Source organism: Streptomyces lincolnensis (assembly GCF_021173675.1).
GTDB classification, from domain to species: Bacteria; Actinomycetota; Actinomycetes; order Streptomycetales; family Streptomycetaceae; genus Streptomyces; species Streptomyces lincolnensis_B.
This window is the reverse complement of record NZ_JAIHON010000002.1, coordinates 560583-587295: the sequence shown is the minus strand read 5'-3', so window position 1 is coordinate 587295 and position 26713 is coordinate 560583. Positions and strand designations below refer to the sequence as shown.

Annotated in this window: 20 protein-coding genes; 7 read left to right on the top strand and 13 right to left on the bottom strand. The window is 71.0% G+C overall.

Annotated elements, in window-relative coordinates; genetic code table 11:
- Positions 1–203 precede the first annotated feature (203 nt).
- The 10 genes from secG to K4B79_RS06120 form a co-directional block, all read right to left on the bottom strand.
- Positions 204–434 carry a preprotein translocase subunit SecG gene (gene secG / locus K4B79_RS06165; protein ID WP_067430519.1) on the bottom strand — a complete coding sequence of 77 codons (231 nt, stop codon included), beginning with the start codon at positions 432–434 and terminating at the stop codon, positions 204–206.
- Positions 435–535: 101 nt separating this feature from the next.
- Complete coding sequence (gene tpiA, locus K4B79_RS06160; RefSeq protein WP_232025223.1) at positions 536–1312, bottom strand: triose-phosphate isomerase; 777 nt, start codon at positions 1310–1312, stop codon at positions 536–538.
- Between the two features lie 5 nt (positions 1313–1317).
- Entirely contained in the window at positions 1318–2529 is a 1212-nt protein-coding gene (locus K4B79_RS06155; protein ID WP_232025222.1) for a phosphoglycerate kinase, read from the bottom strand.
- A 134-nt stretch (positions 2530–2663) separates the two neighbouring features.
- A complete protein-coding gene (gene gap, locus K4B79_RS06150) occupies positions 2664–3671 on the bottom strand; it encodes a type I glyceraldehyde-3-phosphate dehydrogenase (RefSeq protein ID WP_067430529.1) in 1008 nt (335 codons plus the stop codon).
- A gap of 251 nt (positions 3672–3922) precedes the next feature.
- Complete coding sequence (locus K4B79_RS06145; RefSeq protein WP_232025221.1) at positions 3923–6874, bottom strand: M14 family metallopeptidase; 2952 nt, start codon at positions 6872–6874, stop codon at positions 3923–3925.
- Between the two features lie 149 nt (positions 6875–7023).
- Positions 7024–8013, bottom strand: a complete 990-nt coding sequence (whiA, locus tag K4B79_RS06140) for a DNA-binding protein WhiA (protein ID WP_232025220.1) — start codon at positions 8011–8013, stop codon at positions 7024–7026.
- Complete coding sequence (locus tag K4B79_RS06135; RefSeq protein ID WP_232025219.1) at positions 8004–9071, bottom strand: gluconeogenesis factor YvcK family protein; 1068 nt, start codon at positions 9069–9071, stop codon at positions 8004–8006. Before K4B79_RS06135 ends, whiA begins: the two co-directional genes overlap by 10 nt.
- Positions 9068–10072 carry an RNase adapter RapZ gene (gene rapZ / locus K4B79_RS06130; RefSeq protein ID WP_232025218.1) on the bottom strand — a complete coding sequence of 335 codons (1005 nt, stop codon included), beginning with the start codon at positions 10070–10072 and terminating at the stop codon, positions 9068–9070. Before rapZ ends, K4B79_RS06135 begins: the two co-directional genes overlap by 4 nt.
- Positions 10069–12243, bottom strand: a complete 2175-nt coding sequence (uvrC, locus tag K4B79_RS06125) for an excinuclease ABC subunit UvrC (protein ID WP_232025217.1) — start codon at positions 12241–12243, stop codon at positions 10069–10071. The genes rapZ and uvrC overlap by 4 nt, the downstream gene beginning before the upstream one ends.
- A 75-nt stretch (positions 12244–12318) precedes the next feature.
- Positions 12319–12990 carry a response regulator transcription factor gene (locus K4B79_RS06120; protein ID WP_232025216.1) on the bottom strand — a complete coding sequence of 224 codons (672 nt, stop codon included), beginning with the start codon at positions 12988–12990 and terminating at the stop codon, positions 12319–12321.
- A 196-nt stretch (positions 12991–13186) separates the two neighbouring features.
- Between K4B79_RS06120 and K4B79_RS06115 the strand changes: the two genes are divergently transcribed.
- Complete coding sequence (locus K4B79_RS06115; RefSeq protein WP_232025215.1) at positions 13187–13345, top strand: hypothetical protein; 159 nt, start codon at positions 13187–13189, stop codon at positions 13343–13345.
- A gap of 148 nt (positions 13346–13493) precedes the next feature.
- Here the strand turns inward: K4B79_RS06115 and K4B79_RS06110 are convergent, their stop codons facing one another.
- Both K4B79_RS06110 and K4B79_RS06105 read right to left on the bottom strand, forming a co-directional pair.
- Positions 13494–16262 (bottom strand): nitrate- and nitrite sensing domain-containing protein, encoded by a 2769-nt coding sequence (locus K4B79_RS06110; protein WP_374208427.1) that lies wholly within the window; start codon positions 16260–16262, stop codon positions 13494–13496.
- 236 nt (positions 16263–16498) lie between these two features.
- Positions 16499–17881 carry an ABC transporter substrate-binding protein gene (locus tag K4B79_RS06105; RefSeq protein WP_232025214.1) on the bottom strand — a complete coding sequence of 461 codons (1383 nt, stop codon included), beginning with the start codon at positions 17879–17881 and terminating at the stop codon, positions 16499–16501.
- A gap of 207 nt (positions 17882–18088) precedes the next feature.
- On the opposite strand from K4B79_RS06105, the gene K4B79_RS06100 reads away from it, so the two are divergent.
- From K4B79_RS06100 to K4B79_RS06085, 4 genes are all read left to right on the top strand, one after another.
- Positions 18089–18463: a response regulator gene (locus K4B79_RS06100; RefSeq protein WP_232025213.1), complete on the top strand. Its 375-nt coding sequence runs from the start codon at positions 18089–18091 to the stop codon at positions 18461–18463.
- A 209-nt stretch (positions 18464–18672) separates the two neighbouring features.
- Positions 18673–19629: a hypothetical protein gene (locus K4B79_RS06095; protein WP_232025212.1), complete on the top strand. Its 957-nt coding sequence runs from the start codon at positions 18673–18675 to the stop codon at positions 19627–19629.
- Positions 19630–19776: 147 nt separating this feature from the next.
- A complete protein-coding gene (locus K4B79_RS06090; protein ID WP_232025211.1) occupies positions 19777–20841 on the top strand; it encodes a LacI family DNA-binding transcriptional regulator in 1065 nt (354 codons plus the stop codon).
- The gene (locus K4B79_RS06085; RefSeq protein WP_232025210.1) at positions 20838–21749 is read left to right on the top strand and encodes a carbohydrate kinase family protein; all 912 of its coding nucleotides are present in this window, start codon (positions 20838–20840) and stop codon (positions 21747–21749) included. The genes K4B79_RS06090 and K4B79_RS06085 overlap by 4 nt, the downstream gene beginning before the upstream one ends.
- Before the next feature lie 86 nt (positions 21750–21835).
- Here the strand turns inward: K4B79_RS06085 and uvrA are convergent, their stop codons facing one another.
- Complete coding sequence (uvrA, locus tag K4B79_RS06080; RefSeq protein ID WP_232025209.1) at positions 21836–24835, bottom strand: excinuclease ABC subunit UvrA; 3000 nt, start codon at positions 24833–24835, stop codon at positions 21836–21838.
- 223 nt (positions 24836–25058) lie between these two features.
- Here uvrA and K4B79_RS06075 point away from each other — a divergent pair, with 223 nt between their 5' ends.
- Together K4B79_RS06075 and K4B79_RS06070 are read left to right on the top strand one after the other, a co-directional pair.
- Positions 25059–25748 carry a maleylpyruvate isomerase family mycothiol-dependent enzyme gene (locus K4B79_RS06075; RefSeq protein ID WP_232025208.1) on the top strand — a complete coding sequence of 230 codons (690 nt, stop codon included), beginning with the start codon at positions 25059–25061 and terminating at the stop codon, positions 25746–25748.
- Between the two features lie 46 nt (positions 25749–25794).
- On the top strand, positions 25795–26451 hold the full coding sequence (locus K4B79_RS06070; protein WP_232025207.1) for an MBL fold metallo-hydrolase: 657 nt from the start codon (positions 25795–25797) through the stop codon (positions 26449–26451).
- Positions 26452–26713 lie beyond the last annotated feature (262 nt).

The following is a 26713-nucleotide window of genomic DNA, read 5'->3' as shown; positions in this document are numbered from 1 at the left end:
CCCTGCGTGATGGTGCCGCAAAGCGAGTCGGCGTTTCGCTTCACTGCGAGCGCCTCAGTCTACGTAAGGCCCAACGCGCGTCCAGTGATTGGAGTTACAACCCCCATACACAGACGCAAGCCCCATGATAGGCCGCGCTCAGCTGCGCGTACCGAACATGGGGCCTTACGTGCGGAATGGACGTGCTGCGTGTGCGACGCCGATCAGTTGTTGACCTTCATCAGGAGGCCGAGCACGACAATGCACGCGAACCACAGCAGACCGACCACCACGGTGATGCGGTCGAGGTTGCGCTCGGCGACCGAGGAGCCGCCGACGGAGGACTGCATACCACCACCGAACATGTCGGACAGGCCGCCGCCCTTGCCCTTGTGCATGAGCACCAGCAGCATCATCAGCCCGCTGAAGACGATCAGGGCGATCGAGAACCCCATAACCACGGCTGGACCAACTTCCTCGGATCTGGATGGACGACAGGGGCACAGCTCAGGGCCGTGCCCCCGCAAGGGTACGACGGATCCCGCCTACCGCACACTCACTGGTCGCGGAAGCGCACGATCTTGACGAACTCGTCGGCATCGAGGGACGCACCGCCCACGAGAGCACCGTCGATGTCGGCCTGCGCCATGATCTCGGCGACGTTGCCGGACTTCACGGAGCCGCCGTACTGGATGCGGACCTGGTCGGCCAGCTCCTGGGTGTACAGCTCGGCGACCTTGCCGCGGATGGCGGCGCAGACCTCCTGGGCGTCCTCGGCGCCGCAGACCTTGCCGGTGCCGATGGCCCAGACGGGCTCGTAGGCGATCACGACGGTCTCGGCCTGCTCGGCCGGGAGGTCCTTCAGACCGCCCTCGACCTGGGCGAGGGTGTGGGAGACGTGGTTGCCCGCCTCGCGGACGTCCAGCTCCTCGCCGACGCACAGGATCGGGGTCAGGCCGTGCTTGTAGGCGGCCTTGACCTTGGCGTTGACCAGTTCGTCGGTCTCGTTGTGGTACTGGCGGCGCTCGGAGTGGCCGATGGCCACATAGGTGCACTTCAGCTTGGCCAGCATCGGGCCGGAGATCTCGCCGGTGTAGGCACCGCCGTCGTGCGCCGAGATGTCCTGGGCGCCGTACTTGATCTTGAGCTTGTCGCCGTCGACCAGGGTCTGCACGGAGCGCAGGTCGGTGAAGGGCGCCAGGACGGCGACCTCTACGGCGTCGTAGTCCTTGTCGGCCAGGGCGAAGGCGAGCTTCTGGACGTGGGCGATGGCCTCGAGGTGGTTGAGGTTCATCTTCCAGTTGCCCGCCATCAGCGGCGTACGCACGGTCATGCGGTTCAGTCCTCCAGTGCGGCGAGGCCGGGGAGCGTCTTGCCCTCTAGGTATTCGAGGGAGGCGCCGCCGCCGGTCGAGATGTGGCCGAATGCGGTCTCGTCGAAGCCCAGGATCCGCACGGCCGCGGCGGAGTCGCCACCGCCGACGACCGTGAAGGCCGGGGAGTCGAGGAGGGCCTGGGCGACCGCCTTGGTGCCCTCGGCGAAATCGGGGTGCTCGAAGACGCCCATCGGGCCGTTCCAGAAGACGGTGGCGGCGTCGGTGATCTTCGAGGCGTACAGCTTGCCGGACGCCTGGCCGATGTCCAGGCCCATCCGGTCGGCCGGGATGGCGTCCGCGGCGACGGTGGTGGCGTCGGCCGGGGCCTTGGTCTTCAGGTCCGGGAACGCGGGCGCGACCACGGCGTCGACCGGCAGGACCAGCTCGACGCCGGTCTTCTCCGCGCGCTCGATGTACTCCAGGACCGCCGGGATCTGGTCCTCCTGGAGGAGCGACGCGCCGACCTCGTAACCCTTCGCCTTGAGGAAGGTGTACGCCATGCCGCCGCCGATGAGGATGCGGTCGGCCTTGCCGAGCAGCTGGTCGATGACGGCGAGCTTGTCGGAGACCTTGGCACCGCCGAGCGCGACCACATAGGGCCGCTGGACGTCGTCGGTGAGCTTCTTCAGGACGCCGACCTCGGTGGCGATGAGGTACCCGGCGTAGTGCGGCAGCCGGGCCGGGAGGTCGAAGACCGAGGCGTGCTTGCGGTGCACCGCGCCGAAGCCGTCGCCGACGTAGACGTCGGCGAGGGCGGCGAGCAGGTCGGCGAAGGCGCCGCGCTCGGCGTCGTCCTTGGAGGTCTCGCCGGCGTTGAAGCGCAGGTTCTCGACGACCGCGACCTGGCCGTCGGCGAGGCCCGCGACCGTGGCGGTGGCGGACTCGCCCACCGTGTCGGTAGCGAACGCCACGGAGGCGTCCAGGAGTTCACCGAGGCGCGCGGCGGCCGGGGCGAGGGAGAAGGCGGGGTCCGGGGCGCCCTTGGGGCGGCCCAGGTGGGAGGCGACGACCACGCGGGCGCCCGCCTCGGCGAGGGCCTTCACGGTCGGCAGCACCGCACGGATACGGCCGTCGTCGGTGATGGTGGTGCCGTCCAGCGGCACGTTCAGGTCGGCGCGGACGAAGACCCGCTTGCCCGCGACGCCTTCGGCGAGCAGTTCGTCGATCGTCTTCATTGGAAGGGACTCCCGAGTGGACTGGTGGTGCTCGTGATCGTAGGAGGGCCGGTCTGTACGCGAGTCAGGGCCCGGTCGGCGCGTCGCTGCGCCGCCCGAGCCCTGCTCTCACATCAAAGTGCCTGCTCTGTGGATCAGAGCTGGTTGCCGACGAAGACCGTCAGGTCGACGAGGCGGTTGGAGTAGCCCCACTCGTTGTCGTACCAGCCGAGGATCTTCACCGACTTGCCCTCCTGGACCATGGTCAGGGAGGAGTCGAAGGTGCAGGACGCCGGGTCGCCGACGATGTCGGAGGAGACGATCGGGTCCTCCGTGTAGGACAGGTAGCCCTGGAGCTCGCCCTCGGAGGCCTTCTTGAACGCGGCGTTGACCTCGTCCTTGGTGACCTCGCGCTCCAGCTCCACGACCAGGTCGGTGGCGGAACCGGTGGGGACCGGGACGCGCATCGCGATGCCGTCGAGCTTGCCCTTGAGCTTCGGGAGCACCAGGGCGGTGGCCTTGGCGGCACCGGTGGTGGTCGGGATGATGTTCTCCGCGGCGGCGCGGGCGCGGCGCAGGTCGGAGTGCGGGAAGTCCAGGATGCGCTGGTCGTTCGTGTAGGCGTGGACCGTGGTCATCAGGCCCTTGACGATGCCGAAGTTCTCGTCGAGAACCTTGGCCATCGGCGCCACACAGTTGGTGGTGCAGGAGGCGTTCGAGATGACGTGGTGGTTCGCCGCGTCGTACTTGTTCTCGTTGACGCCCATCACGATGGTGATGTCCTCGTCCTTGGCCGGAGCCGAGATGAGGACCTTCTTGGCGCCGCCGGCCAGGTGCTTCTCCGCGTCGGCCTTCTTGGTGAAGATGCCGGTCGACTCGATGACGATGTCGACGCCCAGCTCGCCCCACGGGATGTCGGCGGGGTTGCGCTCGGAGAGCACCTTGATCGTCTTGCCGTCGACGGTGATCGTGTCGGCGGTGTTCGACACCTCGGCCTTGAGGCGGCCCAGGATGGTGTCGTACTTGAGCAGATGAGCGGTGGTCGCGGTGTCACCCAGGTCGTTGACAGCCACGATCTCGATGTCAGCACCCTGCTCCAGCAGCGCGCGGAAGTAGTTACGACCGATGCGGCCAAAGCCGTTGATGCCTACGCGGATCGTCACGAACCGATCTCCTCGTTGGTACGCCGGCTGTGAGACCGGCGAGCTGTATTGGGATGTCCCCGACCGCCTACGACCCTACCTCCCTGAGGCCGCCGGGGTGACATCGAGATGCCCCATACACGGCAGGGCGGTCCGTACCCGCCAGTAGGGGTACGGACCGCCCCGACCCGAAGGCCTGATCACCCGATATGACTACGAAGGGTCAGACCGGGTTGACCAGGGACATCACCCTTCGAGCGGCACCGGAGCCCTCACTCTTCGAGCGCCGCCAGCGCCTTCTTCATGAGAGCCGTCCGGTCGGCCGCCGCGGTGACGTGCTCCAGGCCGAAGCCCAGCAGCACGGTGTCGTCCGTGGTGACCGCGCCGTAGGTCTGGAACAGCGCCCCGGTGCGCGCCCAGTCCTTGAGGACGGCCGGGCTGCCCGGGGGCGGTCCGGCGACGCTCCAGGCGCCGAGCGAGGTCTCGAAGCCCTCGGCCTGGGTGGCGGTGCCGCCCACGACCAGCGAGGCGTCGTCGGCGAGGACGCCGTGACCACCGGTGCCGGGGTCGCTGACGTAGCTGATCGAGATCTCGACGGACTTGCCGACGTAGGCGCTCAGGTCGAACTCGACCTGCTCCCAGCCGCTGGAGGCGCCGGTGAGGGCGTTCCACGCGCCGGTGGTGCCGGTCGCGGTGCAGCCGTCGGCGCCCAGGGTCAGGTAGTGCCTGAGCTGCGGGTGCTCGTTCACGTAGTACCCGGCCGAGCACTCCGCGGGTACGGCGGTGCCGGTGGCGCCGCCCTTCTCGGGGAGCGTGGTCCAGTCGTCGGCCCCGGTGGTGTGCGCCTCGACGATCACGTTGTCGTAGCCGGGCTCGGTGTCCCACAGCAGCCGGCTGCGCAGGGTGGGCGCGTCGGCCGCGGTCACTCCGGTGAGGTCGACGGTCCGGGTGAGCCGCTTGTAGGCGTCGTCGGTGTGGACGGCGGCCGCCATGAAGGAGCCCGCGTAGGGGCCGTAGGGATTGACGGTCCCGGCGAACTTGCCCGCGCCCGCGCTGGCGAACTGCGGGAACTTCTCGACCGGCAGTTCGTCGGACGTCACGCCGTAGGTCCCCGCCCGGTCCAGCGGGTTGCCGCCCGCGTGGCCGAGCGCTCCGATGAAGCCGGCCAGTTCGCCGGAGCCGGTGAAGCCGGTGGCCCCGGGCGTCGACGTACGCGAGTAGGCGCCCAGGTAGTACTGGCTGAAGTCGTTCGTCGGGGTGCCGTCGGCGAGGGTGACGCTGCCGCCTGCCAGTTCACCGGCCTCCAGCAGCTTGCCGCCCTCGTTGAGGAAGGCGCGGATCTGGAGCTGGGTGGCGATGCCCGGGGTGCTCGCCCCGGTGTAGTGGACGACCGTGTCGAAGTGGCTCAGCACGCCGAGCGCGTCGGGGGCGCCCTGGGTGGCGACGTCCCAGACGAGTGCCCTGCGGCCGTTGGCCTTCAGCGCGTCGACGTAGGTCTGCGCCTGTGTGGCGGCCGCGCCCTCCTCGGCGACGACGAGGACGTCCGCGCGGGGCCGCTGGGCCACGGTGTAGGTGAAGCGCTTGCTGGAGACCGGCTTCCCGGCCTTCGTCTCGCCGGTGAACCACACCTCGACCTTGTCGCCGGGATCGCCGTCGGCGACCTTCGCCCGGTACTCGTCGAAGTAGATGTTGTCCTCACCGCCGTAGGTCTCGCCGCCCTTCCATGCCTTGAGCGCCATGTCCTCCGTACGGCCGCCGTTGACGCGGTACTTGAGCTCCTTGTCGCGCACGGACTTGCGTACGACGACGGAGACCTCCTGGTCGGCGCCGCGCGAGTAGGACGTGGTGAAGGGGGCCGGGGTGAAGTCGGCCGCGCTCAGGCCGACCGCCGACTTCGGCTGGTCGGGCTTGGCGGCGGACTCGGCGAGGGAGAGCGCGAAGGGGATGTTCTTGGCGAACTCCTGCTGGATCAGCTTCTCGTCGTCCGGGAAGGTGAAGATCGACAGGCAGTCCTCGGGCTTCCAGGCGTCGTTCGGGTCGACGTTCGAGGCGGTCTCGCAGGTCGACATCTCCGGGGTGAACATCGCCATGCCGTTGACGTTGGCCGCGTGGCCGTCGGCCTCGCCGTTGGTGGTGTACAGCTCGGAGGAGACCTGTGGGTGGTAGCCGGGGACCGCGGGGTTCTCCGGAGTGCCGGCGAGGGCCTCGTAGAGCACGTCGTCCGGGGTCTCGGTGGCGACCTGCCAGCCGACCCCGTAGAGGATGAGTTCGGCGGCGGAGTGGTAGTTGATGCCGTAGGTGAAGCCGATGCGCTTCTCGAAGGCGTCCAGGGCCTGGGTCTCGGGCTCGGAGCCGGGCGCGGTGCCGCGGTAGGTCTGGCTGGTGGGGTTGGGCGACGAACCCTCGTCGTCGTAGCCCCACTTGTAGGAGAAGTTGCGGTTGAGGTCGACGCCGTCGCCGGTGGCGATGACGCCGTCGCCGTTGTTGTCGCGCAGGTTCTTGCGCCACAGGCGGTTGTCGGTGCTCTGGAAGGTGTAGTCGTAGCCGTCGGGGTTGGCCGAGAGGACGAACCACAGCTCGGTCGTGTCGACGAGCTTCTTGATCTTCTTGTCCGTCTTGTAGTTGTCCAGGTAGTGGTGCATCAGCCGGCGGGTCATCTCCGGCGTGATCCACTCGCGCGCGTGCTGGTTGGACAGGTACAGCACGGAGGGCTTGGAGCCGTCCTTGGACTTCTTGGCGCCCTTGGTCATCTTCAGGGCCAGGATGTCCTGCCCGTTCACGGTCTTGCCGATGGAGACGACCTTGGTCAGGTCGGGGTTCTGCTGCCCCGTCCGGACGATCTCCTCCTTCAGGCCGCCCTTTCCGCTGTACGGGCGGAAGACGCCCTCGGCGGCGGCCTCGACACGGTTCTCCGCCTTGGCGGAGAGCTTGTGTTCGGTGAGGTCGACGCCCTGGTCCTGCAGCTTCTCGGCCTGCTGGTCGGTGAGGTACACCTCGACCGTGGCCTCGCCCTTCTCGGGTACCTGCTCACCGAGTTCGTGGGCGTCCTGGCCGGCCGCCAGCAGCAGGGGTACCTGCTTCTGCGTGACGTCGGCCCGGAAGACCTTGACCTCGTTCGGATCGGTGGAGGCGGGGCCTTCCGCTGCCTGGGCGAGGGGCGCAATGCCCGCTCCGCCCAGCAGGAGTGCGCCGACAGCGAGGATCGGTCTCGCTCTTCGTCTCATGAACCCCCCTTGCGTGGGTTCGCCACAGTGGCGAACAGATGCCAGGCTCATGACAGTTCATGATCGAGTCAAGGGCGCCTCAACGACACGCAAACGCCGGTGCCGATCACCCAAGTGGTTCTCGGCACCGGCGTGTTGGACCGTGCGGGTCAGCCCACCAGGTTGTCGGCCAGCTCCTCGCTGAGGTTGGCCTCCGTGCCCGGGACGCCCAGGTCGGAGGCGCGCTTGTCGGCCATCGCCAGCAGCCGGCGGATCCGGCCGGCCACCGCGTCCTTGGTCAGCGGCGGGTCGGCGAGCGCGCCCAGCTCCTCCAGGGAGGCCTGCTTGTGGTCCATGCGCAGCCGGCCGGCGGCCGCGAGGTGCTCGGGGACGTCGTCGCCCAGGATCTCCAGGGCCCGCTGGACCCGGGCACCGGCGGCCACGGCCGCGCGCGCCGAGCGGCGCAGGTTGGCGTCGTCGAAGTTGGCGAGACGGTTCGCCGTGGCCCGGACCTCGCGGCGCATCCGCCGCTCCTCCCAGGCCAGCACGGACTCATGAGCGCCGAGCCGGGTCAACAGGGCGCCGATCGCGTCACCGTCCCGGACGACCACGCGGTCCACGCCGCGCACCTCGCGGGCCTTGGCGGCGATGGAGAGCCGGCGGGCGGCGCCGACCAGGGCGAGCGCGGCCTCCGGGCCCGGGCAGGTCACCTCCAGGGAGGAGGAACGGCCGGGCTCCGTCAGCGAGCCATGCGCCAGGAAGGCCCCGCGCCAGGCGGCCTCGGCGTCACAGGTGGCCCCGGAGACGACCTGCGGGGGCAGACCACGGATCGGACGACCCCGCCCGTCGACCAGACCCGTCTGGCGGGCCAGCTGGTCACCGCCGGCCACGACCCGGACCACATAACGCGAGCCGCGGCGCAGTCCGCCCGGTGCCATCACGATCAGTTCGGAGCTGTGGCCGAAGATCTCCAGGATGTCCCGCTTGAGGCGGCGGGCCGCCATCGCGGTGTCCAGCTCCGCCTCGATCACGATGCGCCCGCTCACCAGGTGAAGGCCGCCGGCGAACCGCAGAATGGCGGAGACCTCCGCCTTTCTGCAGCAGGTCCGGGTGACGGGGAGCCGGGAGATCTCGTCCTTCACCGCTGCCGTCATCGCCATGGGCCGATCCTTCCATGCATCCGAAAAATACGGTCGTACGCGGCGGCCAGCAGCTCCGGGTCATGCCGGGGAGATCCGTCCCTCCGGGCGACCGGGGCCAGCTCGACCGCGGCACCGAACCGCTTGGCGGCCTCGGTGAGCACATCGCGGTCGGGCACGGCGGCCTCGTCGGCCAGCACCACGTCCAGGGCGAGTTTAGGGGCGTGTCGTCCCAAAACCTCCAAATGACGCTGCGGGGAGAAGCCCTCGGTTTCTCCGGGCTGCGGCGCGAGGTTCAGGGAGAGTACCCGGCGCGCCTTCGTCTGCGTGAGGGCGTCCAGGAGTTCGGGCACGAGCAGATGCGGGATGACGGATGAGAACCAGGACCCGGGGCCGAGCACCACCCAGTCCGCGTCCAGGACGGCCGCCACCGCCTCCGGCACGGCGGGCGGGTCGTGCGGCACCAGGTGCACCGACTGCACCTCACCGGGGGTGAGGGCCACGGTCGCCTGCCCCCGCACGGTGTCCACGTCCGCGGGCCGCGCCGGGTCGTGGCCCCTGACCAGGGCCTGGAGCTCCAGCGGTACGGCGGACATGGGCAGCACGCGGCCGTGCGCGCCCAGCAGCTTGCCGACCAGGTCCAGGGCCTGGACATGATCGCCGAGCTGCTCCCACAGCGCCACGATCAGCAGGTTGCCGACCGCGTGTTCGTGCAGGTCGCCCTTGGACTCGAAGCGGTGCTGGATCACTCGGGCCCAGGTCTGGCCCCAGTCGTCGTCCCCGCACAGCGCGGCCAGCGCCTTGCGCAGGTCACCGGGCGGCAGCACCCCCAGCTCGTCACGGAGCCGGCCGCTGGAGCCGCCGTCGTCGGCCACGGTGACGACGGCGGTGAGGTCGCCGGTGATCCGGCGCAGGGCGGCGAGCGAGGCGGACAGGCCCATGCCGCCGCCGAGGGCGACCACCTTGGGCTGGGCGCCCCGGCGGCGCGGCCGGGCGCCGCGGGCCTCGACGGGCCTGCTCGCCCGGCCCTCGGGCACCGTCCGGCGCAGCCTGCTCAGCCGCGGAGAACGTCCGGTCATTCGCGTCCCATGTCCCGGTGCACGACCACCGTCTCCACGCCCTGGGAGGCGAGACGGGCGGCGAGCTTCTCCGATGTGGCGACGGAGCGGTGCTTGCCGCCGGTGCAGCCGACCGCGATGGTCACGTACCGCTTGCCCTCGCGGCGGTATCCGGCCGCGATGAGCTGCAGCAGCTCGGAGTAGCGGTCGATGAACTCCTTGGCGCCGGGCTGGTTGAAGACGTACGCCGACACCTCCTCGTTCAGGCCGGTGAAGGGGCGCAGCTCCGGGACCCAGTGCGGGTTGGGCAGGAAGCGCATGTCCACGACCAGGTCGGCGTCGACCGGGAGGCCGTACTTGAAGCCGAAGGACATGACGGTGGCCCGCAGCTCGGGCTCCTCCTCGCCGGCGAACTGGGCGTCCATCTTGGCGCGCAGCTCGTGCACGTTCAGGCTGGAGGTGTCGATCACCAGGTCGGCGTCGCCGCGCAGCTCGCGCAGCAGTTCGCGCTCGGCGGCGATGCCGTCGACGATACGGCCGTCGCCCTGGAGGGGGTGCGGGCGGCGCACCGACTCGAAGCGGCGCACCAGGGCGTCGTCGGAGGACTCCAGGAAGACGATCCGCCGGGTGACGTGCCGGCTGTCGAGGTCGGCGAGGGACTCCCGGAGGTTGTCGAAGAAGCGGCGTCCGCGGACGTCGACGACGACCGCGATCCGCGCCACGTTGCCCTGGGAGCGGGCGCCGAGCTCCACCATGGTGGGGATCAGCGCGGGCGGGAGGTTGTCGACCACGAACCAGCCGAGGTCCTCCAGACACTTGGCGGCCGTGGAGCGGCCGGCCCCGGACATGCCGGAGATGATCACCAGCTCGGGGATGGCCGCCTCGGGGACCGCGGCTGTTTCGCTGCCCGTACTCACCTGTGCTCCGTCGTCGTGGTGTGCGTCCTGCTCGGCGGGATCGTCGCCGGTTTCCTGGTGCGTCTGATCTCGCTGTGCCGTGGGTTGCTCGTCGTGCTCGTTCATCTCTCCTGCCCCCGTCGTTCGTCCGGGGCGCCCGCGGACACGGGCTCCCCAGGGGCATCCGCCGTCGTCTCGGGTGCCCCTGTCTCATCGTCTTCCATGATCTCGCCTGTCGCCGTGTTGACGGCGGGCGCGGGCGGGGCCGTCCGGGCGAGGGCCACGGCGATGGTCTCGGCCGTCTTGCGGCCTATCCCCGGGACCTCGCAGATCTGCTCGATCGTCGCGGACCGCAGCTTCTTCACCGAACCGAAATGCTTGATCAGCGCCTGCTTCCGAGTCTCACCGAGGCCCGGCACGTCGTCCAGGGGGCTCGACCGGAAGCGCTTGGCGCGCTTGACGCGCTGGTAGGTGATCGCGAAGCGGTGGGCCTCGTCCCGGACCCGCTGGAGCAGGTAGAGGCCCTCACTGGTACGGGGCAGGACCACCGGGTCGTCCTCGCCGGGCAGCCAGACCTCCTCCAGGCGCTTGGCCAGACCGCACACGGCGATGTCGTCGATGCCGAGCTCGTCGAGCGCCCTCTTGGCCGCGGCGACCTGGGGCTGCCCGCCGTCGACCACGACGAGCTGGGGCGGGTAGGCGAAGCGCCTGGGGCGGCCGTCGTCGTCCTTGAGTGCGCCGAGGCCGGCCGCGGAGTCGTCGGGGAGGCCGGTGCCGGTGCCCTCGGGGAGGCGGGTGCCGTTGCCGTCGGGGAGGCCGGTGCCGTTGCCGTCGGGGAGGCCGGTGCCGGTGCCGTCGGTGACGGGGGTCTCGCCGTCGGCCCACTCCCCCGTGCGCTCCTTCTCCGCGAGGTAGCGCCGGAAGCGGCGGGTGATCACCTCGTGCATGGACCGCACGTCGTCCTGGCCCGCGAAGCCCTTGATCTGGAAGCGGCGGTACTCGCTCTTGCGCTGGAGGCCGTCCTCGAAGACGACCATGGAGGCCACCACGTCGTCGCCCTGGAGGTGGGAGATGTCGTAGCACTCGATCCTGAGCGGGGCGCTGTCCAGGTCGAGGGCCTCGGCGATCTCCTCCAGGGCGCGCGAGCGGGTGGTCAGGTCGGAGGCGCGCTTGGTCTTGTGCAGGGCGAGCGCCTGGAGGGCGTTGCGCTGCACGGTCTCCATGAGGGCCTTCTTGTCGCCGCGCTGCGGGATGCGCAGCGAGACGTTCGAGCCGCGGCGGACGGTGAGCCACTCCTGTACGGGCTCCACCGGGTCGGGCAGGGCCGGGACGAGCACCTCCTTGGGGACCGAGTCGCCGGTCTCCTCGCCGTAGAGCTGCTGGAGGGCGTGTTCCACCAGGGCGCCGGTGGTGATCTCCTCGACCTTGTCGGTGACCCAGCCGCGCTGGCCGCGCACCCGCCCGCCGCGGACGTGGAAGATCTGCACGGCCGCTTCCAGCTCATCCTCGGCGACCGCGATCAGGTCGGCGTCGGTGGCGTCGGCGAGCACGACCGCGTTCTTCTCCATGGCCTTCTTCAGGGCCTCGATGTCGTCGCGCAGGCGGGCCGCCCGCTCGTACTCCATCTCCTCGGCCGCCTCCGTCATCCGCTTCTCCAGGCGGCGCAGATACGTGCCGGTGCGGCCGGCCATGAAGTCGCTGAACTCCTCGGCGAGTTCGCGGTGCTCCTCGGCGGAGACACGGTCGACGCAGGGTGCCGAGCACTTGCCGATGTAGCCGAGGAGGCAGGGGCGTCCGGTGCGGGCGGCGTTCTTGAAGACGCCGGCCGAGCAGGTGCGGACCGGGAAGACCCGCAGCAGCAGGTCGACGGTGTCGCGGATGGCCCACGCGTGCGCGTACGGCCCGAAGTAGCGGACCCCCTTCTTCTTGTGACCGCGCATCACCTGGACGCGCGGATACTCCTCGTTCATCGTCACCGCGAGGTACGGGTAGCTCTTGTCGTCGCGGTACTTGACGTTGAACCGGGGGTCGTACTCCTTGATCCAGGAGTACTCCAGTTGGAGGGCCTCGACCTCGGTGGAGACCACCGTCCACTCCACGGACGCGGCCGTGGTGACCATGGAGCGGGTGCGCGGGTGCAGGCCCGCCAGGTCCTGGAAGTAGTTCGCCAGGCGCTGGCGCAGGCTTTTCGCCTTCCCGACGTAGATCACCCGGCGGTGCTCGTCACGGAACCTGTACACCCCGGGAGAGTCGGGGATCTGTCCCGGCTTGGGGCGGTAGCTGGAGGGGTCGGCCATGTCTCACACCCTACTGGCGAGGGCTGACAGCGCGGCGAGCCTGTGGACAACCGTCCCAGGGCCCGCCGGGAGTCGTTACCGGGACTCCAGGAACGTGAGCACGGCGAGCACCCTGCGGTGCGCGTCGGTGTCCTCCTGGAGGCCGAGCTTGCCCAGGATGCTGCGGACGTGCTTCTCGACGGTGCCCTCGGTGACCCACAGGCGGCGGCCGATGCCCGCGTTCGAGCGGCCCTCCGCCATGAGAGCGAGGACCTCGCGCTCGCGGGCGCTGAGGTGGGACAGTGGGTCGTCGCGCCGCTGGGCCGAGAACAACTCCTGCACCAGCGAGGGGTCGACGACCGAGCCGCCCCTGCCGATCCGGTCCAGGGCCTCGATGAACTCGTCCACGACGGTGACCCGGCTCTTGAGGAGGTAGCCGACCCCGCGGCCGCCCGCCAGCAGCTCCAGCGCGTCCTCGACCTCGACGTACGCCGACAGCACGAGGATGCCGGTGTCCGGATGGCGCTCACGGATCGTGCGGGCCGCCTTCAGTCCCTCGGTGGAGTGGTCCGGGGGCATCCTGATGTCCACGATCGCGAGATCCGGGTGCTGCTCGGCCACCAGGGCCAGGAGCCCGGCCGCGTCCCCCGCCTGGCCCGCCACCTCGTATCCGACGCCCTCGCAGAGACTGGCCAGGCCCTCCCTGAGCAGGACGTCGTCGTCGGCGAGGACGACCCGTCCCCGTACGGACTGCTGCGATGCCTGCATGATCCGGCCCCCGTCCCCTGCGGTGCGCCCCCAACAGCCTGCCGGAGGAGCGGGGGTACGGCTAGCCGGAAGCGGAATTGGGGGCCTGCCGTGACGACTTGGGGACGTGGGCGAGGGATGCTCGACCCACTGCGGATACGAAGGGACCGGCGCTTCGGCAGTGAGGCGGTGGTCATCGGTCGAAGGGCTGCGGGACATGCGGCGGACACGGATCGAGAAGCGACGCGGACCGGCGCGGGCCGGCCGGGCCACCGACGAGACGTCCACGCTGCGCGACCTGCTCGACCCGCGGGACTCCGACATCGTGCGCGCCAAGCGCGCGGCCCGGGGTCGGAGCGGGACTGCCTGCCCGTAGCAGGACAGGAAGGCGGCGGTGCGTTCCGCCCCTCCCCCGGAACCGGACGGTTGCCTCTCCGTCCGCCACGACCGCCCGAGGTGTGCGCCACGTCACCGCGTCCGGAACTCCCCCGTCCGGACAACTCCCCGGCGTACACCCCGGGCGGTCACCTCTGTGTTCCGGGACCCTCCAGCGGCAGCCGCACGTCCAGGGTCGTGCCGTCCCCCGGCGGGCTGCTGACGACGAGCTTGCCGCCGATCGCCTCGACGCGGTCGATCAGGCCGATCAGTCCGGAGCCGCGGCCCGGCTCGGCGCCTCCGCCGCCGTCGTCGTGGATGGTCAGCTCCAGGTGGCCGTCCCGGATCCCGGCCCGGACGCTCACCTCGCGCGCGTGCGCGTGCTTGGCGGCGTTGGTGAGGGACTCGGAGGTCACGTAGTAGGCGGCCACCTCCAGCTGTTCCGGCAACCGGGTCCCGGGAAGCCGCAGATCGAGCGCCACCGGGATCGCGGAGCGACGGGCCAGGGAGCGCAGGGCCGGGCCGAGGCCGCCCTTGGAGAGGATGGCCGGGTGGATGCCGCGGGCCACCTGGAGCAGGTCCTGGAAGGAGTCGTCGAGGCCCTTGGCGACATGGGCGAGCTGCCGGGCGAGTTCCGAGGACGGGTCGGGCACCAGGGACTCGGCCAGCCGCAGGTCCAGTTGGAGCGCGACGAGCCGTTGCTGGACGCCGTCGTGCAGATCGCGCTCGATGCGCCGGCGGGAGGCGTCGGCGGCGGCCACCACGCGCGCGCGTGAGGCCGTCAGCTGGGCACGGCTGTCCGCGTTGGCGATGGCGGTGGCGACGAGTTCGGTGAAGTCGGCGAGTCTCGCCTCGGTCCCGGCCGGCAGGACCTTGAGCGGGGAGGCCGCGACGACGAAGCCCCAGATCCGGTCGTCCACGACGATCGGCGCGCCCACGGCGTGGCCCACATGGGCCGCGCGCCGGGTCCGCGCCACCTCCTGGACCACCTTCTGTCCCGCCGCACGGCGCGCCTCGCGCGTGGCCGACTCGACCTCCCGGGAGATCCCGTGCGCGGTCCCGAGCACCGTACGACTGCCGTCGGGCTCGTGCCTGAGGACGGCGGCGGTGGTGTCCAGCAGGCCGCCGACCTCCTCCGCCACCCTCGCGAACACCTGGGACGGCGGGGCGCCACGGGCGACCAGGGTGGCGACCCGGCGCAGCGCGGCCTGCTCCCGGGCGGTCCGGCGGCTCTCGGTGACGTCACGGGCGGCGGCGTAGATGAGGCCCTCCTCGGGGACCGGCCGCGCGCTCCACTGGAGCCAGCACTCGGTGCCGTCCGCGCGCAGATAGCGGTTCTCGAACTCGATCACGTCGGCGCCGCTCTCCAGGCGCAGGAAGGTCTCGCGGGTGCCCGCCCGGTCCTCCTCGTGCACGAACGCCACGAACGGCTTGGCCAGGAGGGCGTCGACCGGGTACCCCAGGGTGCGTTGGAAAGCCGGATTGACCCGCTTGAAGTACCCGTCGAGTCCGCTGATGCACAGCAGGTCCAGGGAGAGGTTGAAGATGCTCTCCAGCTCCTGTTCGGCCTTCCGGCGCCGCCCGTGCGCCGCCGAGAAGGACGCCATGGTGCCGTTCATGCCACCGAGCAGCTGGGCCCAGGTGCCGTCGAAGGAGGCCACGTCGGCACGGTGTTCGAGCCGGTTGTCGTCGATCGCCTTGTTCATGGCGCGGATCTCGCCGGCCAGCCGCTCGGTGGTCACCCGCAGCTCGCGGAAGGTGTCGGCGACATCGCCGAGTTCGTCGCGCCCGGCGTACCGGATGTCGTACGAGAGATCGCCGGACGACAGGGCCCGGGCGCCCGCGGAGACCTCGCCGAGGGGGCGGGTGATCGACCGTCGCAGCGTCAGCGCGAGGACCGTGACGACGGCCAGGACGGCCAGGGAGGCGGCGAGGTCGCGCTCGGCGTGGGTCTCGGCGGTGCGGCGGTCCCTGCCCGCCGTGTCGGCGAGGTCGCGCGCGGCCCGGTCCTGGATGCCGCGCAGCGCGTCGACGCGGGCCGCGGAGTCGGCCGTCCAGCGTTCGTACGAGGGCCAGTGGGCGGTGGCGGGGTCCGCGGTGGCGAGCATGTCGCGGACCCGGCGGACGGCCCGCCCCGGAGCCTGGAACTTCGTGGCGTACACCGCGGCCCGCAGCTCGTCCGTGGTGTTCTGCTGGAACGTCCTGAGCTGGGCGTCCTCCAGCGCGGGCCAGCGGCCCGCCCCGGTGGGCCGCTCGGCGGCGGGGGCGTCGAGCAGGACCGCCAGCTCCACCCGCTCCCGTTCGGCGGCCTCGACGGCCCGCAGGAGCGCCACATGGGCGTCGGCCGCGCGACCGGAGGCCCTGGTGGGGCGGCCGGACTCGAGGACGGCGACGGTGTCGAGCAGCGTGTCCTCGATGGTCGCGTACCTGTCCGTCACCGCGCGCGTGCCGAGCGAGCCGGTGCCCGTCTGGACCCGGAGGGCGTGCAGTCGACGGCCGACGGCGTCGAGCGTGCCGGCGACATCGGGCCCGGTCCGGGCGCCGGCCCGGTCGACGGCACGCTCCAGCGTCCGGCCGGTGGCCCGTTCGGCCTCGGTCCGCTCCGCCAGGGCGGCCGGTCCGGGCCGCAGCAGGACCTGGACGGCGGCGTTCCGCTCCCGTGCGACGGCGTCGGAGACCTCGGTCGTCGCGAAGGACACCTCGGTCGCGGTGTGGAACTCCCGCAGCGTCCGCGCCTCCTGCCACTGCCCCACACCGCTGAAGGCGGTGAAGGCCAGCAGTCCGGTCACCGGCAGCAGCACGAGGAGCATCAGCTTCCGGCCGACCCGCAGCCGGGCCAGGAGCGGGGGACGCCCCGGGCGTCCCGTCAGGAAGCGGAGCGGGGCCGGAACGCCTCGTCTCGGCGGTGAGGGGCACATGGCCGGCTCCTCACCGCCCGGTGTCCGGGTTGTCCGCGTGGGCGGGGATCGTGCCGTCGACGTCGGTCATGCGCACCACCTGGTCGGGCTCGGCGGGGAGGACGGAAAGCGCCGGAGGGCGCGGCGGACAGCGCGGCGGAAACGCGGCTGAAGGCTTCGGAGCCCTCGTCGGGCCGAAGCCTTGGGTGTCCGGGCGGGCGGGCCCCTGGCACCCTGGACCACCGGGACGGCGCGGGTCACGGCCCGCTCCGCGGATAGCCGTCGTGGGCGGCGAGGTCCTTGTCGATGGCCTCGGCCGCCGCGTCGAGGGTGGCCCGCACCGGCGCCCCGTCGATCATGATCTTCCGGAAGGCCCCGGCGAAGGCCTCGGTGACGGCGGGGTAGGCGGGTGTCTGCGGCCGGGGGCGTGCCACGCCGCTTCGCAGTTGCTCGATGAACAGGTGCTCGGCGCCACCGGCCCGGTACCTCGCCGACAGCTTCACCGCGCTGTTCGTGGCCGGTACGGCGCCGTTGGCCGTGGTCATCCGGTGCACCTGCTCCGGCTTCAGCAGATGGTCGAGGAAGCGCCAGACGGCGTCCCCGTCGGCGTCGCCCGCCGGAACGCCCCACTGCCAGGAGCCCATGCCGGTCACCGTGCCCTCACCGAAGTCGGGCAGGGGCACGATCGCCACGTCGTCGGGGAAGGCCCTGCTGTAGTCCGGGTACCACCAGTGGCCGGTCCAGGACATGACGCTGCGGCCTTCGAGGAAGGCCCGCTCGTCGCCCTTCCCGGGTTCGACCAGCCCTTCCCGGACCCAGTTCTGGAGGACGGTGAGCGCCCTGACCGACTCGGGACCGTTGAGGAACCCGTCGGCCGTGCGGAACGTTCTCGGTTCGATGAGATCACCGCCCGCCGACCACACCGCGGGCGCGAAGCCGTACGCGGGCCACTCCTCGCCGGGCCGCACGTGGACGAGCCCGAGGTCGAGCGGTGTCGGGTGCCCCCGCTCGCGAAGGGTGCGCAGGACGCCGGTCAGCTCCTCGGCCGTCCAGGCGTCCTCGATCCCCCGGGGGACGCGGACCCCGGCCTCCTTCAGGACCGACGGCCGTACGTACAGACCCATGCCCGAGTCGAAGGTGCCGAGGCCGTACAGCCGCTCCTCGTAGGTGCCCTGCCGGAGGATCGAGGGCAGCAGATCGTCGCGGAGGCGCTCGGGGACGCAGGAGTCCATCGGCCTGAGCTCGCCGGACCAGGCGTAGCTGTACAGCCGCGGCCCGTCGAAGTCGAGCAGGTCCGGCAGATCGCCGCTGGCCGCGGCGGAGAGCACCAGTTCGTTGTACGGCCGCTGCTCGGGCAGGGTGACGAGCTCTACCCGTACCTGCCGCTGCGTCCTGTTGAAGTCCTCGACCTGGCGCCGCAGCGTGTTGTACTCGCCGCTCGGTCCCGCGTGGAACCACACCGTGATGTACGCGGTGCCCTCGATCCTGCCGTCGCAGGTCGTGTCCCCCCGCGCCCGCCGCCTGTCGTCGCCCTCGCTCCCGCCACCGCATCCGGCCAGCAGCAGGGCCGCTGCCACCGTCCCCGAGGCCAGGATCCGGGGGATCCGGCGGAGTCCGTGGTCCCTCTGCGACGCCTTCATCGCGCACCCCCACTCGACCGGACGTTCGCGGCCTCCCCAGGGCGGACACCACGCTACCCCCCGTGACGCCCCGCGGCGCCGGGTCCGTACGAAACGGTGGATTCGGCACAGCACTTGGGCACGTACCAGGTGACCGGTATCGCCGGGCCCCGATCTTTTCCGGCTAGCCGGAAAGCGCAATCACCGGTCGGTCGGCACGCTGGCAGCATGTCCCTGCGCTGTCTCATCGTGGATGACAGCGCCCGGTTCCTGGAGGCCGCGCGCACGCTGCTGGAACGCGACGGGATCCCTGTCGTCGGCGTCGCCTCGTCGGGCGCGGAAGCCCTCTCACGGGCCACGGAGCTGGTCCCGGACGTCGTCCTGGTGGACCTCGACCTCGACGGCGAGAGCGGCCTGGACGTCGCGGCCGAACTGGCCCGCCGTGTCTCCTCGGTCATCGTCCTGATCTCCACGCATTCCCTGGAGGACTTCCAGGAACTCGTCGCCGCCAGCCCGGCCCGCGGTTTCCTTCACAAGTCGGCGCTGTCCGCACGCGCGATCAGAGAGGTGCTGGGCGAGAACGGGACGGGGAGCGCGTCCTGAGGCGACGGGCCCGAAGTCGGCCAGGAGTGTGCCCCGGTTGGGCATCAGGTGTTGTCGGGACTAGGTCAACACGCTTCAATGCGGGGGAACTCGGGGCCCTGAACGACGGCGTACGGATGTGAAGACCCCCGGCGTCGGCACGGCCCCGCATGTCCGCGAACGGCCTGACCAACCGTTGTGCACCTTCACATTCACAGAAAGGCCCCTGCATGCCGCACGCCCCACAGCACGCGGACGTCGCCGACGACGTCACCGCGGAACTGGACTCGGCCCTGCGCGGCGGCCCCTTCCACGTCGCCCTGCGGGCCGCGATCGCCGCCCGCGGTCTGCCGCTCCAGCGCGTCCAGCACCATCTGTCACGCCACGGGGTCAAGGTCGGCGTCACGAGCCTGAGTTACTGGCAGCAGGGCGCCCGGCGCCCGCAGCGTCCGGAGTCCCTGCGGGCCGTGCGGGCCCTGGAGGAGATCCTTCAGCTGCCGGAGGAGTCGCTGATCCGGCTGCTCGCGCGGGCCGACGAGAGCACGGGCGCACAGCGCCCCGCCGCCCGCACCTACCGCTCCCTGGTGGCCGCCTCGGACGTCCTGGAGCAGCTGCTGGCCGAGCTGGACTGTCCGCCCGACGGCGGGCTGCACACCCTGGGCCACCACGAACGCGTCCGCATCGGGGCGCGCCGCGAGCTGGCGGGGCGCGAGTCGCACCACATCGTGCGGGCCCACCGCGACGGCGTCGACCGCTTCGTCGCCGTCCACCACGGCGACCCGGGGTGCGCGCCGGAGCGCATGGCCGTGCACGCGCTGGACAACTGCCGTACCGGCCGCGTGCGTTCGCACCACGACACCGGGATCCTGGTGGCGGAGCTCCTCTTCGACACCCGGCTGCGGGCCGGCGACACCTTCCTCTTCCGCTACGGCGTCGAGGACGGCACGGCGGGTGTGTCCCGCGAGTACGTCCGGGGGTTCGGGCCGGCCGGCGGGCAGTACGTGCTCCAGGTGCGGTTCGACGAGAACGCGCTGCCCGCGCGCTGCCACCGGTTCGCCCAGCACTCGGCGGCGGCGCCCCGCAGCGGACGCCAGGAGCTGGCCCTCACGGGGCGGCACCACTCCGTGCACCTGGTCGAGCCGCGGGTGCGGTCGGGGATCGTGGGGATCGCCTGGGACTGGGAGTAGGAGTAGCAGTACGAGCAGGAGTGGCAGCGGGAGAGGGGTGCGAGTGGGAGTGGGTGTGGGAGTGACGGTGCGTAAACGCTTGCGCAAGCGTTTACGTCCCTCCCCGGATGCGATAACTTCCCGGTGCCGTACCGGGAAGGGAGTGCCATGCCGACCATGGCCGACGTGGCACGCAGCGCCGGTGTGTCCGTGGCGACCGTCTCGCACGTACTGAACGACACCCGGCCGGTGCTCCCCCACACCCGCCAGGCCGTGCTGGACGCCATCGACGAACTCGGCTACACCCCCAACACCCTCGCCCGTTCCCTGGTGACCTCCCGCACCCGGTCGATCGGGCTCGCGGTGTCGGCGATCAGCAACCCGTACTTCACGGAGATCCTCCAGGGTGTCGAGGCGGCCGCCCTGGAACAGGGCTACAGCCTGCTCATCGCCGATCCGCACGACGATCCCGAGCACGAGCGCAAGGTCGTCCAGCTCCTGCACGAGCGCCGGGTGGACGGCATGATCGTCGCGCCCTCCGCGGATCCGCGCGCGCTCGTCTCCTACCTGCGGCGCCACGACGTCCCGGCCGTGTTCCTGGACCGGGTGGTCGACTCTCCTGAGGACGACGGGCCGCGTTTCGACCAGGTGTGCGCCGACAGCGCCGAACCGACGGCCGAGCTGGTCGGTCACCTCACCGGTCTCGGCCACCGGCGCATCGGCCTGGTCGCGGGCCGACCGGGGCTGAGCACCACCAGGGAGCGGATCACCGGCTACCGGCACGGTCTCGCCGCCGCCGGTCTCCCGTACGACGAACGGCTGGTGGTGCACGGCGACTCCGAGTCGGAGGGCGGCCGACGCGCCACCTCGGCCCTGCTGTCCCTGGTGGTGCCGCCGACCGCACTGGTCACCGCCAACAACGCGATGACCCTCGGCGCCCTGCGCGCGCTGCGCGAGCACGGCCTGTCCGTTCCGGACGACATCGCGCTGTGCTGCTTCGACGACTTCGCCTGGGCGGACCTGTTCACCCCCCGGCTCACCGCGATCGCCCAGCCCAGCAAGGACATCGGGGCCCAGGCGGTCCGGGTGCTCCTGGAGCGTCTCGCCGCTCCGGACCGGCCCGTCCGGACCATACGGCTGGCCTGCGCCTTCGTCCACCGCGGCTCGTGCGGCTGCACGGCCGGCCCCTCCGTGAAACAGCAGGGGAATTCGAGGAAAGGAACCCTCTCGTGATCGTCGTCGCCGGTGAGGCACTGATCGACCTGGTACCGCAGGGCACCGGTGCCCTCGCGGACCTGAAGCCGGCGCTCGGCGGCGGCCCCTACAACACGGCCGTCGCCCTCGGCCGCCTCGGCTCCCCCACGGCCTTCTGCTCCCGCACCTCCTACGACGCCTTCGGCGAGGCCCTGCTCGACAGGCTGCGCGCGTCCGGTGTGGACGTGTCGGCCGTACAGCGCGGCACCGAGCCGACCACGCTCGCGGTCGCCACGATCGACGCCGACGGGTCGGCCGCCTACTCCTTCTACGTCGACGGCACCGCCGACCGGCTGTTCGCGGCGCCCTCGGGGCTGCCCGACGGCACCCGGGCGGTGTCCTTCGGCACCTGCTCGCTCGTCCTGGAGCCGGGGGCGAGCGCCTACGAGGAGCTGATGCGGACGGCGGCCGCGCAGGGGGTGTTCACCGCGCTGGATCCGAACATCCGGGCCGGCCTGATCCCCGACGCGGACGCCTACCGGGCGCGGTTCAAGAGCTGGCTGCCGTCGGTGTCGCTGCTCAAGCTCTCCGAGGAGGACGCGCTGTGGCTGGGCGGCACTCCGCGCGAGTGGCTGGCCGCGGGCCCCTCGGCCGTCGTGATCACGCAGGGCGGTGACGGACTGACCGCGTTCACCCGGGACGGTGCCGTGCACGTGGTGCCGGGCGAGAAGGTAGACGTCGTGGACACGATCGGCGCGGGCGACACCGTGAACGCGGCCCTGCTGCACGGCCTGTCCGCCCGGGACGCCCTGTCGCCGGAGGCGCTCGCCGGGCTGGGCGCCGACGGCTGGAGTCAGCTGCTGCGGTTCGCGGCGCGCGCGGCGGCGATCACCTGCTCGCGGGCGGGCGCGGAACCGCCGTACGCCTCTGAACTGGGTGGACTGTAGAGGCCGTGGAGTAGAGGACGCGGAGCCGGAGAACGGGCGGTGCCCTGAGGGCACCGCCCGTTGCGGTCGCTGTCGCGTGGCCGGCCTCAGGCCTTGCGGGCCCGGGTCGCCTTCTTCGCGGGCGTGGCCTTCTTGGCGGCGGCGGTCTTGGCCGTCGCCGTCTTCCTCGCCGGCGACTTGGCCGCGACCGTCTTCTTGGCCGCAGCCTTGCGCGGGGCCTTCACCGAGGAGGCGTCGCTGATCCGGTCGGCGCCGAGGACCTCCCGCAGGAACTTGCCGGTGTGGCTGGCCGGAACCCCGGCGACCTCCTCCGGCGTGCCCTCCGCGACGACGAGGCCGCCGCCCGCGCCACCCTCGGGACCCATGTCGACGACCCAGTCGGCGGTCTTGATCACGTCGAGGTTGTGCTCGATGACGATGACCGTGTTGCCCTTGTCGACCAGGCCCGACAGGACCCTGAGCAGCTTGCTGATGTCCTCGAAGTGCAGACCGGTGGTCGGCTCGTCCAGGACGTAGACCGTGCGTCCGGTCGACCGCTTCTGGAGTTCGCTGGCGAGCTTCACGCGCTGGGCCTCGCCGCCGGACAGGGTGGTCGCGGACTGGCCGAGACGGACGTAGCCGAGACCGACGTCCTTCAGCGTGTTGAGGTGCCGGGCGATGGCGGGGACGGCCTCGAAGAAGTCCGTCGCCTCCTCGATCGGCATGTTCAGGACGTCGGCGATGGACTTGCCCTTGTAGTGGACCTCCAGGGTCTCCCGGTTGTAGCGGGCGCCGTGGCAGACCTCGCACGGGACGTACACGTCCGGGAGGAAGTTCATCTCGATCTTGATGGTGCCGTCGCCCGCGCAGTTCTCGCAGCGGCCGCCCTTGACGTTGAAGGAGAAGCGGCCCGGCATGTAGCCGCGGACCTTCGCCTCGGTGGTCTCGGCGAACAGCTTGCGGACGTGGTCGAAGACACCGGTGTACGTGGCCGGGTTGGACCGCGGGGTGCGGCCGATGGGCGACTGGTCGACATGGACGACCTTGTCGACCAGGTCGTCGCCGTCCACGCGCGTGTGCCGCCCCGGAACGCTCCGGGCGCCGTTGAGCTCGCGGGCCAGGTGGGTGTACAGGATGTCGTTGACCAGCGTCGACTTGCCGGAGCCGGACACGCCCGTGACCGCGGTGAAGACACCCAGCGGGAAGGAGACGTCGATGTCCTGGAGGTTGTTCTCGCGGGCGCCGTGCACCGTGAGCTGCCGGGACGGGTCGTGCGGGCGGCGGATGTCGGGCACCGGGATCGACTTCTTGCCCGAGAGGTACTGCCCGGTCTGCGACTCGGGGTTGGCGAGCAGCTCCTTCAGGTGACCGCTGTGCACGACCTTGCCGCCGTGCTCGCCCGCACCGGGTCCGATGTCGACCACCCAGTCGGCGACTTTGATGGTGTCCTCGTCGTGCTCGACGACGATGAGCGTGTTGCCCATGTCGCGCAGCCGGACCAGCGTCTCGATGAGCCGGTGGTTGTCGCGCTGGTGCAGGCCGATGGACGGCTCGTCCAGGACGTAGAGCACGCCCACGAGGCCGGAACCGATCTGGGTGGCCAGGCGGATGCGCTGGGCCTCGCCGCCGGAGAGTGTGCCCGCCGCGCGGTTGAGCGAGAGGTAGTCCAGGCCGACGTCGACGAGGAACTTCAGCCGTTCGTTGACCTCCTTCAGTACACGCTCGGCGATCTTCTTGTCGCGGGCGGTCAGCTTCATCTCGCCCAGGAAGTCCGCGCAGTCGCTGATGGACATCGCGGAGACCTCGGCGATCGACTTCCCCATGACCGTGACCGCGAGGACGATCGGCTTCAGCCGGGTGCCTTCACAGGTGGGGCAGGGCACCTCGCGCATGTAGCCCTCGAAGCGCTCACGGCTGGCGTCGCTCTCGGCCTCGCTGTGCCGGCGCTTGACGAAGGGGACGGCACCTTCGAAGGGCGTGGTGTACACGCGCTCGCGGCCGTACCGGTTGCGGTAGCGGACCTCGATCTGCGTCTTGTGGCCGTGGAGCAGAGCCTTCCTGGCGCGCTGCGGCAGCCCCGCGAAGGGGATGTCCGTCCGGAATCCCAACGCGTCCGCGAGGGCGTTGATGAGGCGGGCGAAGTAGTCCTTGGTGTGGCCGTGCGACCAGGGGTGGATGGCACCCTCATCGAGGGACTTGTCCTCGTCCGGGACGATCAGTTCCGGGTCGACCTCCATGCGCGTGCCGATGCCGCTGCAGTCGGGGCAGGCGCCGAAGGGCGAGTTGAAGGAGAAGGAGCGGGGCTCCAGCTCCTCGAAGGACAGGTCGTCGTAGGTGCAGTACAGGTGCTCGGAGAACATGCGCTCGCGCTCGGGGTCGTCCTCGGGGAGGTCGACGAAGTCGAGCACGACCATGCCGCCGGAGAGGCCGAGGGCGGTCTCCACGGAGTCGGTGAGCCGGCGCTTGGCGGAGTCCTTCACCGTGAGACGGTCGACGACCACCTCGATGGTGTGCTTCTCCTGCTTCTTCAGCGTGGGCGGGTTGGAGAGCTGGACGGTCTCGCCGTCCACGCGCGCACGGCTGTACCCCTTGGTCTGGAGATCGGCGAAGAGGTCGACGAACTCCCCCTTGCGCTCGCGCACCAGCGGCGACAGCACCTGGAAGCGGCTCCCCTCCGGCAGCTCCAGGACCCTGTCGACAATGGCCTGCGGCGACTGGCGCGAGATCGGGCGGCCGCACTCGGGGCAGTGCGGCTTGCCGATGCGGGCGAAGAGGAGCCGGAGGTAGTCGTAGACCTCGGTGATGGTGCCGACCGTCGAGCGCGGGTTGCGCGAGGTCGACTTCTGGTCGATGGAGACCGCGGGCGACAGGCCCTCGATGAAGTCGACGTCCGGCTTGTCCATCTGGCCGAGGAACTGGCGGGCGTACGAGGAGAGCGACTCCACGTAGCGCCGCTGGCCCTCGGCGAAGATGGTGTCGAAGGCCAGGGAGGACTTGCCCGAACCGGACAGGCCCGTGAAGACGATGAGCGAGTCGCGGGGCAGGTCGAGCGAGACGTTCTTCAGGTTGTGCTCGCGCGCGCCACGGACGATGAGACGGTCGGCCACGCCGGTCCGCACCTTTCTTGAGAGAAGTGACAGGGGCGAGGCCCCCGTGCTTTCTCAGACTAGGGGGAGCCACTGACAACGCCGGTCGGATTCCCGGAGGCATAACAATTCCCGGCCATCCAGCATGCCCGACGCCACCGCCGACCCTATAGCACGCACATTCGATTTACGGCACTGCTTCACCACCTTCACCCAAAGGAGTGGCGGGGCTAATGTCAGCACCATGATTGATCACGCGCATGACCTGGCGTCTGTACGTGACGCGACCGAGCGGCTGCTCACCGCAGTCGCCAAGCTGGACAACGCGTCGGTGGCCGAGCCGTCACGGTTGCCCGGCTGGACCCGCGGCCACGTCCTGGCCCACCTCGCCCGCAACGCGGACGCCCTCGTGAACGTCCTCGAAGGCCGCCCCATGTACGCCTCGGCCGAGACCCGGGACGCCGACATCGAGCGGGACGCCCCGCGCCCCCTCGACATCCAGCTCGCCGACCTGCGCGACAGCGCCGCGCGCTTCCAGGAGACGGGCGCCGTGCCCGCCGACTGGTCGCGCACGGTGGAGCTGCGCAACGGCGTCACCGACGCGGCGGCCCGGGTGCCGTTCCGGCGCTGGGTCGAGGTGGAGCTGCACCACGTGGACCTGGGGATCGGGTACGAGCTGGAGGACCTGCCGGCCGAGTTCACGGAGCGGGAGATCGCGTTCCTCGTGGAGCGGTTCACCGGGCACCCCGACGTGCCGCCGGCGCATCTGACGGACGGCACGCGCGCGTGGAGCACGGGCCGCCGCGAGCCGAGCGCGCCCGAGGTCACCGTGACGGGCCCGGCGTCCGACCTGCTCGGCTGGCTGTGCGGCCGCCGCGACGGCGCCGCACTGACCGTGGCCGGCGGCCCGCTGCCGGCCCTTCCGCCGCTGTAGGACGCGCCCGGTTGTCGGGCCGCTCCCCGGCTATAGGCTGGCCGCCATGACGTACAGCGGACAGGTCACGGTGGGCGGCCCGGCAGACGTCCACGAGCTCAAGGACCTGATGATCACCAAGATCGCGGTCGGCCCGATGGACAACAACGCCTATCTGCTGCGCTGCCGGGCCACGGACGAGCAGTTGCTGATCGACGCGGCCAACGACGCGGACACCCTGATCGGCATGATCGGTCACGACGGCATCGCCTCCGTCGTCACCACGCACCAGCACGGCGACCACTGGCAGGCACTCGCCGCGGTGGTCGCGGCCACGGGCGCGCGGACGTACGCCGGACGGGACGACGCCGACGGAATCCCGGTGCCGACCGACGTCCTGATGGACGACGGCGACACCATCCGCGTGGGGCGCGTGGAGCTCACCGCGCGCCACCTGGTCGGCCACACGCCGGGCTCGATCGCCCTCGTCTACGACGACCCGCACGGCCACCCCCATGTCTTCACCGGGGACTGCCTGTTCCCGGGCGGCGTCGGCAACACCCGCAAGGATCCGAAGGCGTTCGCCAGCCTGATCCACGACGTCGAGACGAAGATCTTCGACGCGCTCCCGGACGAGACGTGGGTCTACCCGGGCCACGGCAACGACACGTCCCTGGGCGCCGAGCGACCGCACCTGCCGGAGTGGCACGCGCGCGGGTGGTGAGCGCACGCGCCCCGTGTGAACCGTTCGCACACGCCGGTGTCACACGCACGCTCCCGGCGCACATGGTTGCGCAGTCAACTGGGAGCAGCCCCGCACAGGAAGACGGCTCCTGCGCGGTACGGGCCGCCGGTCTTTCGATCCCCGCCCTCGACCGGCGGCCCCGGCGATGTCCCAGAAGCCCCGTTGTCCCAGAAGCCCCGCTCACGGGCCTTGTTCACGGTGGCGCAACACGCGTTCCCACTATGCGGACAAATCCTGTTGT

What these genes read in the sequence shown, in the direction of transcription:
- secG (WP_067430519.1), bottom strand. Translation starts at nt 434, where the DNA reads ATGGGGTTCTCGATCGCCCTGATCGTCTTCAGCGGGCTGATGATGCTG.
- tpiA (WP_232025223.1), bottom strand. Translation starts at nt 1,312, where the DNA reads ATGACCGTGCGTACGCCGCTGATGGCGGGCAACTGGAAGATGAACCTC.
- K4B79_RS06155 (WP_232025222.1), bottom strand. Translation starts at nt 2,529, where the DNA reads ATGAAGACGATCGACGAACTGCTCGCCGAAGGCGTCGCGGGCAAGCGG.
- K4B79_RS06145 (WP_232025221.1), bottom strand. Translation starts at nt 6,874, where the DNA reads ATGAGACGAAGAGCGAGACCGATCCTCGCTGTCGGCGCACTCCTGCTG.
- whiA (WP_232025220.1), bottom strand. Translation starts at nt 8,013, where the DNA reads ATGGCGATGACGGCAGCGGTGAAGGACGAGATCTCCCGGCTCCCCGTC.
- K4B79_RS06135 (WP_232025219.1), bottom strand. Translation starts at nt 9,071, where the DNA reads ATGACCGGACGTTCTCCGCGGCTGAGCAGGCTGCGCCGGACGGTGCCC.
- rapZ (WP_232025218.1), bottom strand. Translation starts at nt 10,072, where the DNA reads ATGAACGAGCACGACGAGCAACCCACGGCACAGCGAGATCAGACGCAC.
- uvrC (WP_232025217.1), bottom strand. Translation starts at nt 12,243, where the DNA reads ATGGCCGACCCCTCCAGCTACCGCCCCAAGCCGGGACAGATCCCCGAC.
- K4B79_RS06120 (WP_232025216.1), bottom strand. Translation starts at nt 12,990, where the DNA reads ATGCAGGCATCGCAGCAGTCCGTACGGGGACGGGTCGTCCTCGCCGAC.
- K4B79_RS06115 (WP_232025215.1), top strand. Translation starts at nt 13,187, where the DNA reads ATGCGGCGGACACGGATCGAGAAGCGACGCGGACCGGCGCGGGCCGGC.
- K4B79_RS06110 (WP_374208427.1), bottom strand. Translation starts at nt 16,262, where the DNA reads ATGTGCCCCTCACCGCCGAGACGAGGCGTTCCGGCCCCGCTCCGCTTC.
- K4B79_RS06105 (WP_232025214.1), bottom strand. Translation starts at nt 17,881, where the DNA reads ATGAAGGCGTCGCAGAGGGACCACGGACTCCGCCGGATCCCCCGGATC.
- K4B79_RS06100 (WP_232025213.1), top strand. Translation starts at nt 18,089, where the DNA reads ATGTCCCTGCGCTGTCTCATCGTGGATGACAGCGCCCGGTTCCTGGAG.
- K4B79_RS06095 (WP_232025212.1), top strand. Translation starts at nt 18,673, where the DNA reads ATGCCGCACGCCCCACAGCACGCGGACGTCGCCGACGACGTCACCGCG.
- K4B79_RS06090 (WP_232025211.1), top strand. Translation starts at nt 19,777, where the DNA reads ATGCCGACCATGGCCGACGTGGCACGCAGCGCCGGTGTGTCCGTGGCG.
- K4B79_RS06075 (WP_232025208.1), top strand. Translation starts at nt 25,059, where the DNA reads ATGATTGATCACGCGCATGACCTGGCGTCTGTACGTGACGCGACCGAG.
- K4B79_RS06070 (WP_232025207.1), top strand. Translation starts at nt 25,795, where the DNA reads ATGACGTACAGCGGACAGGTCACGGTGGGCGGCCCGGCAGACGTCCAC.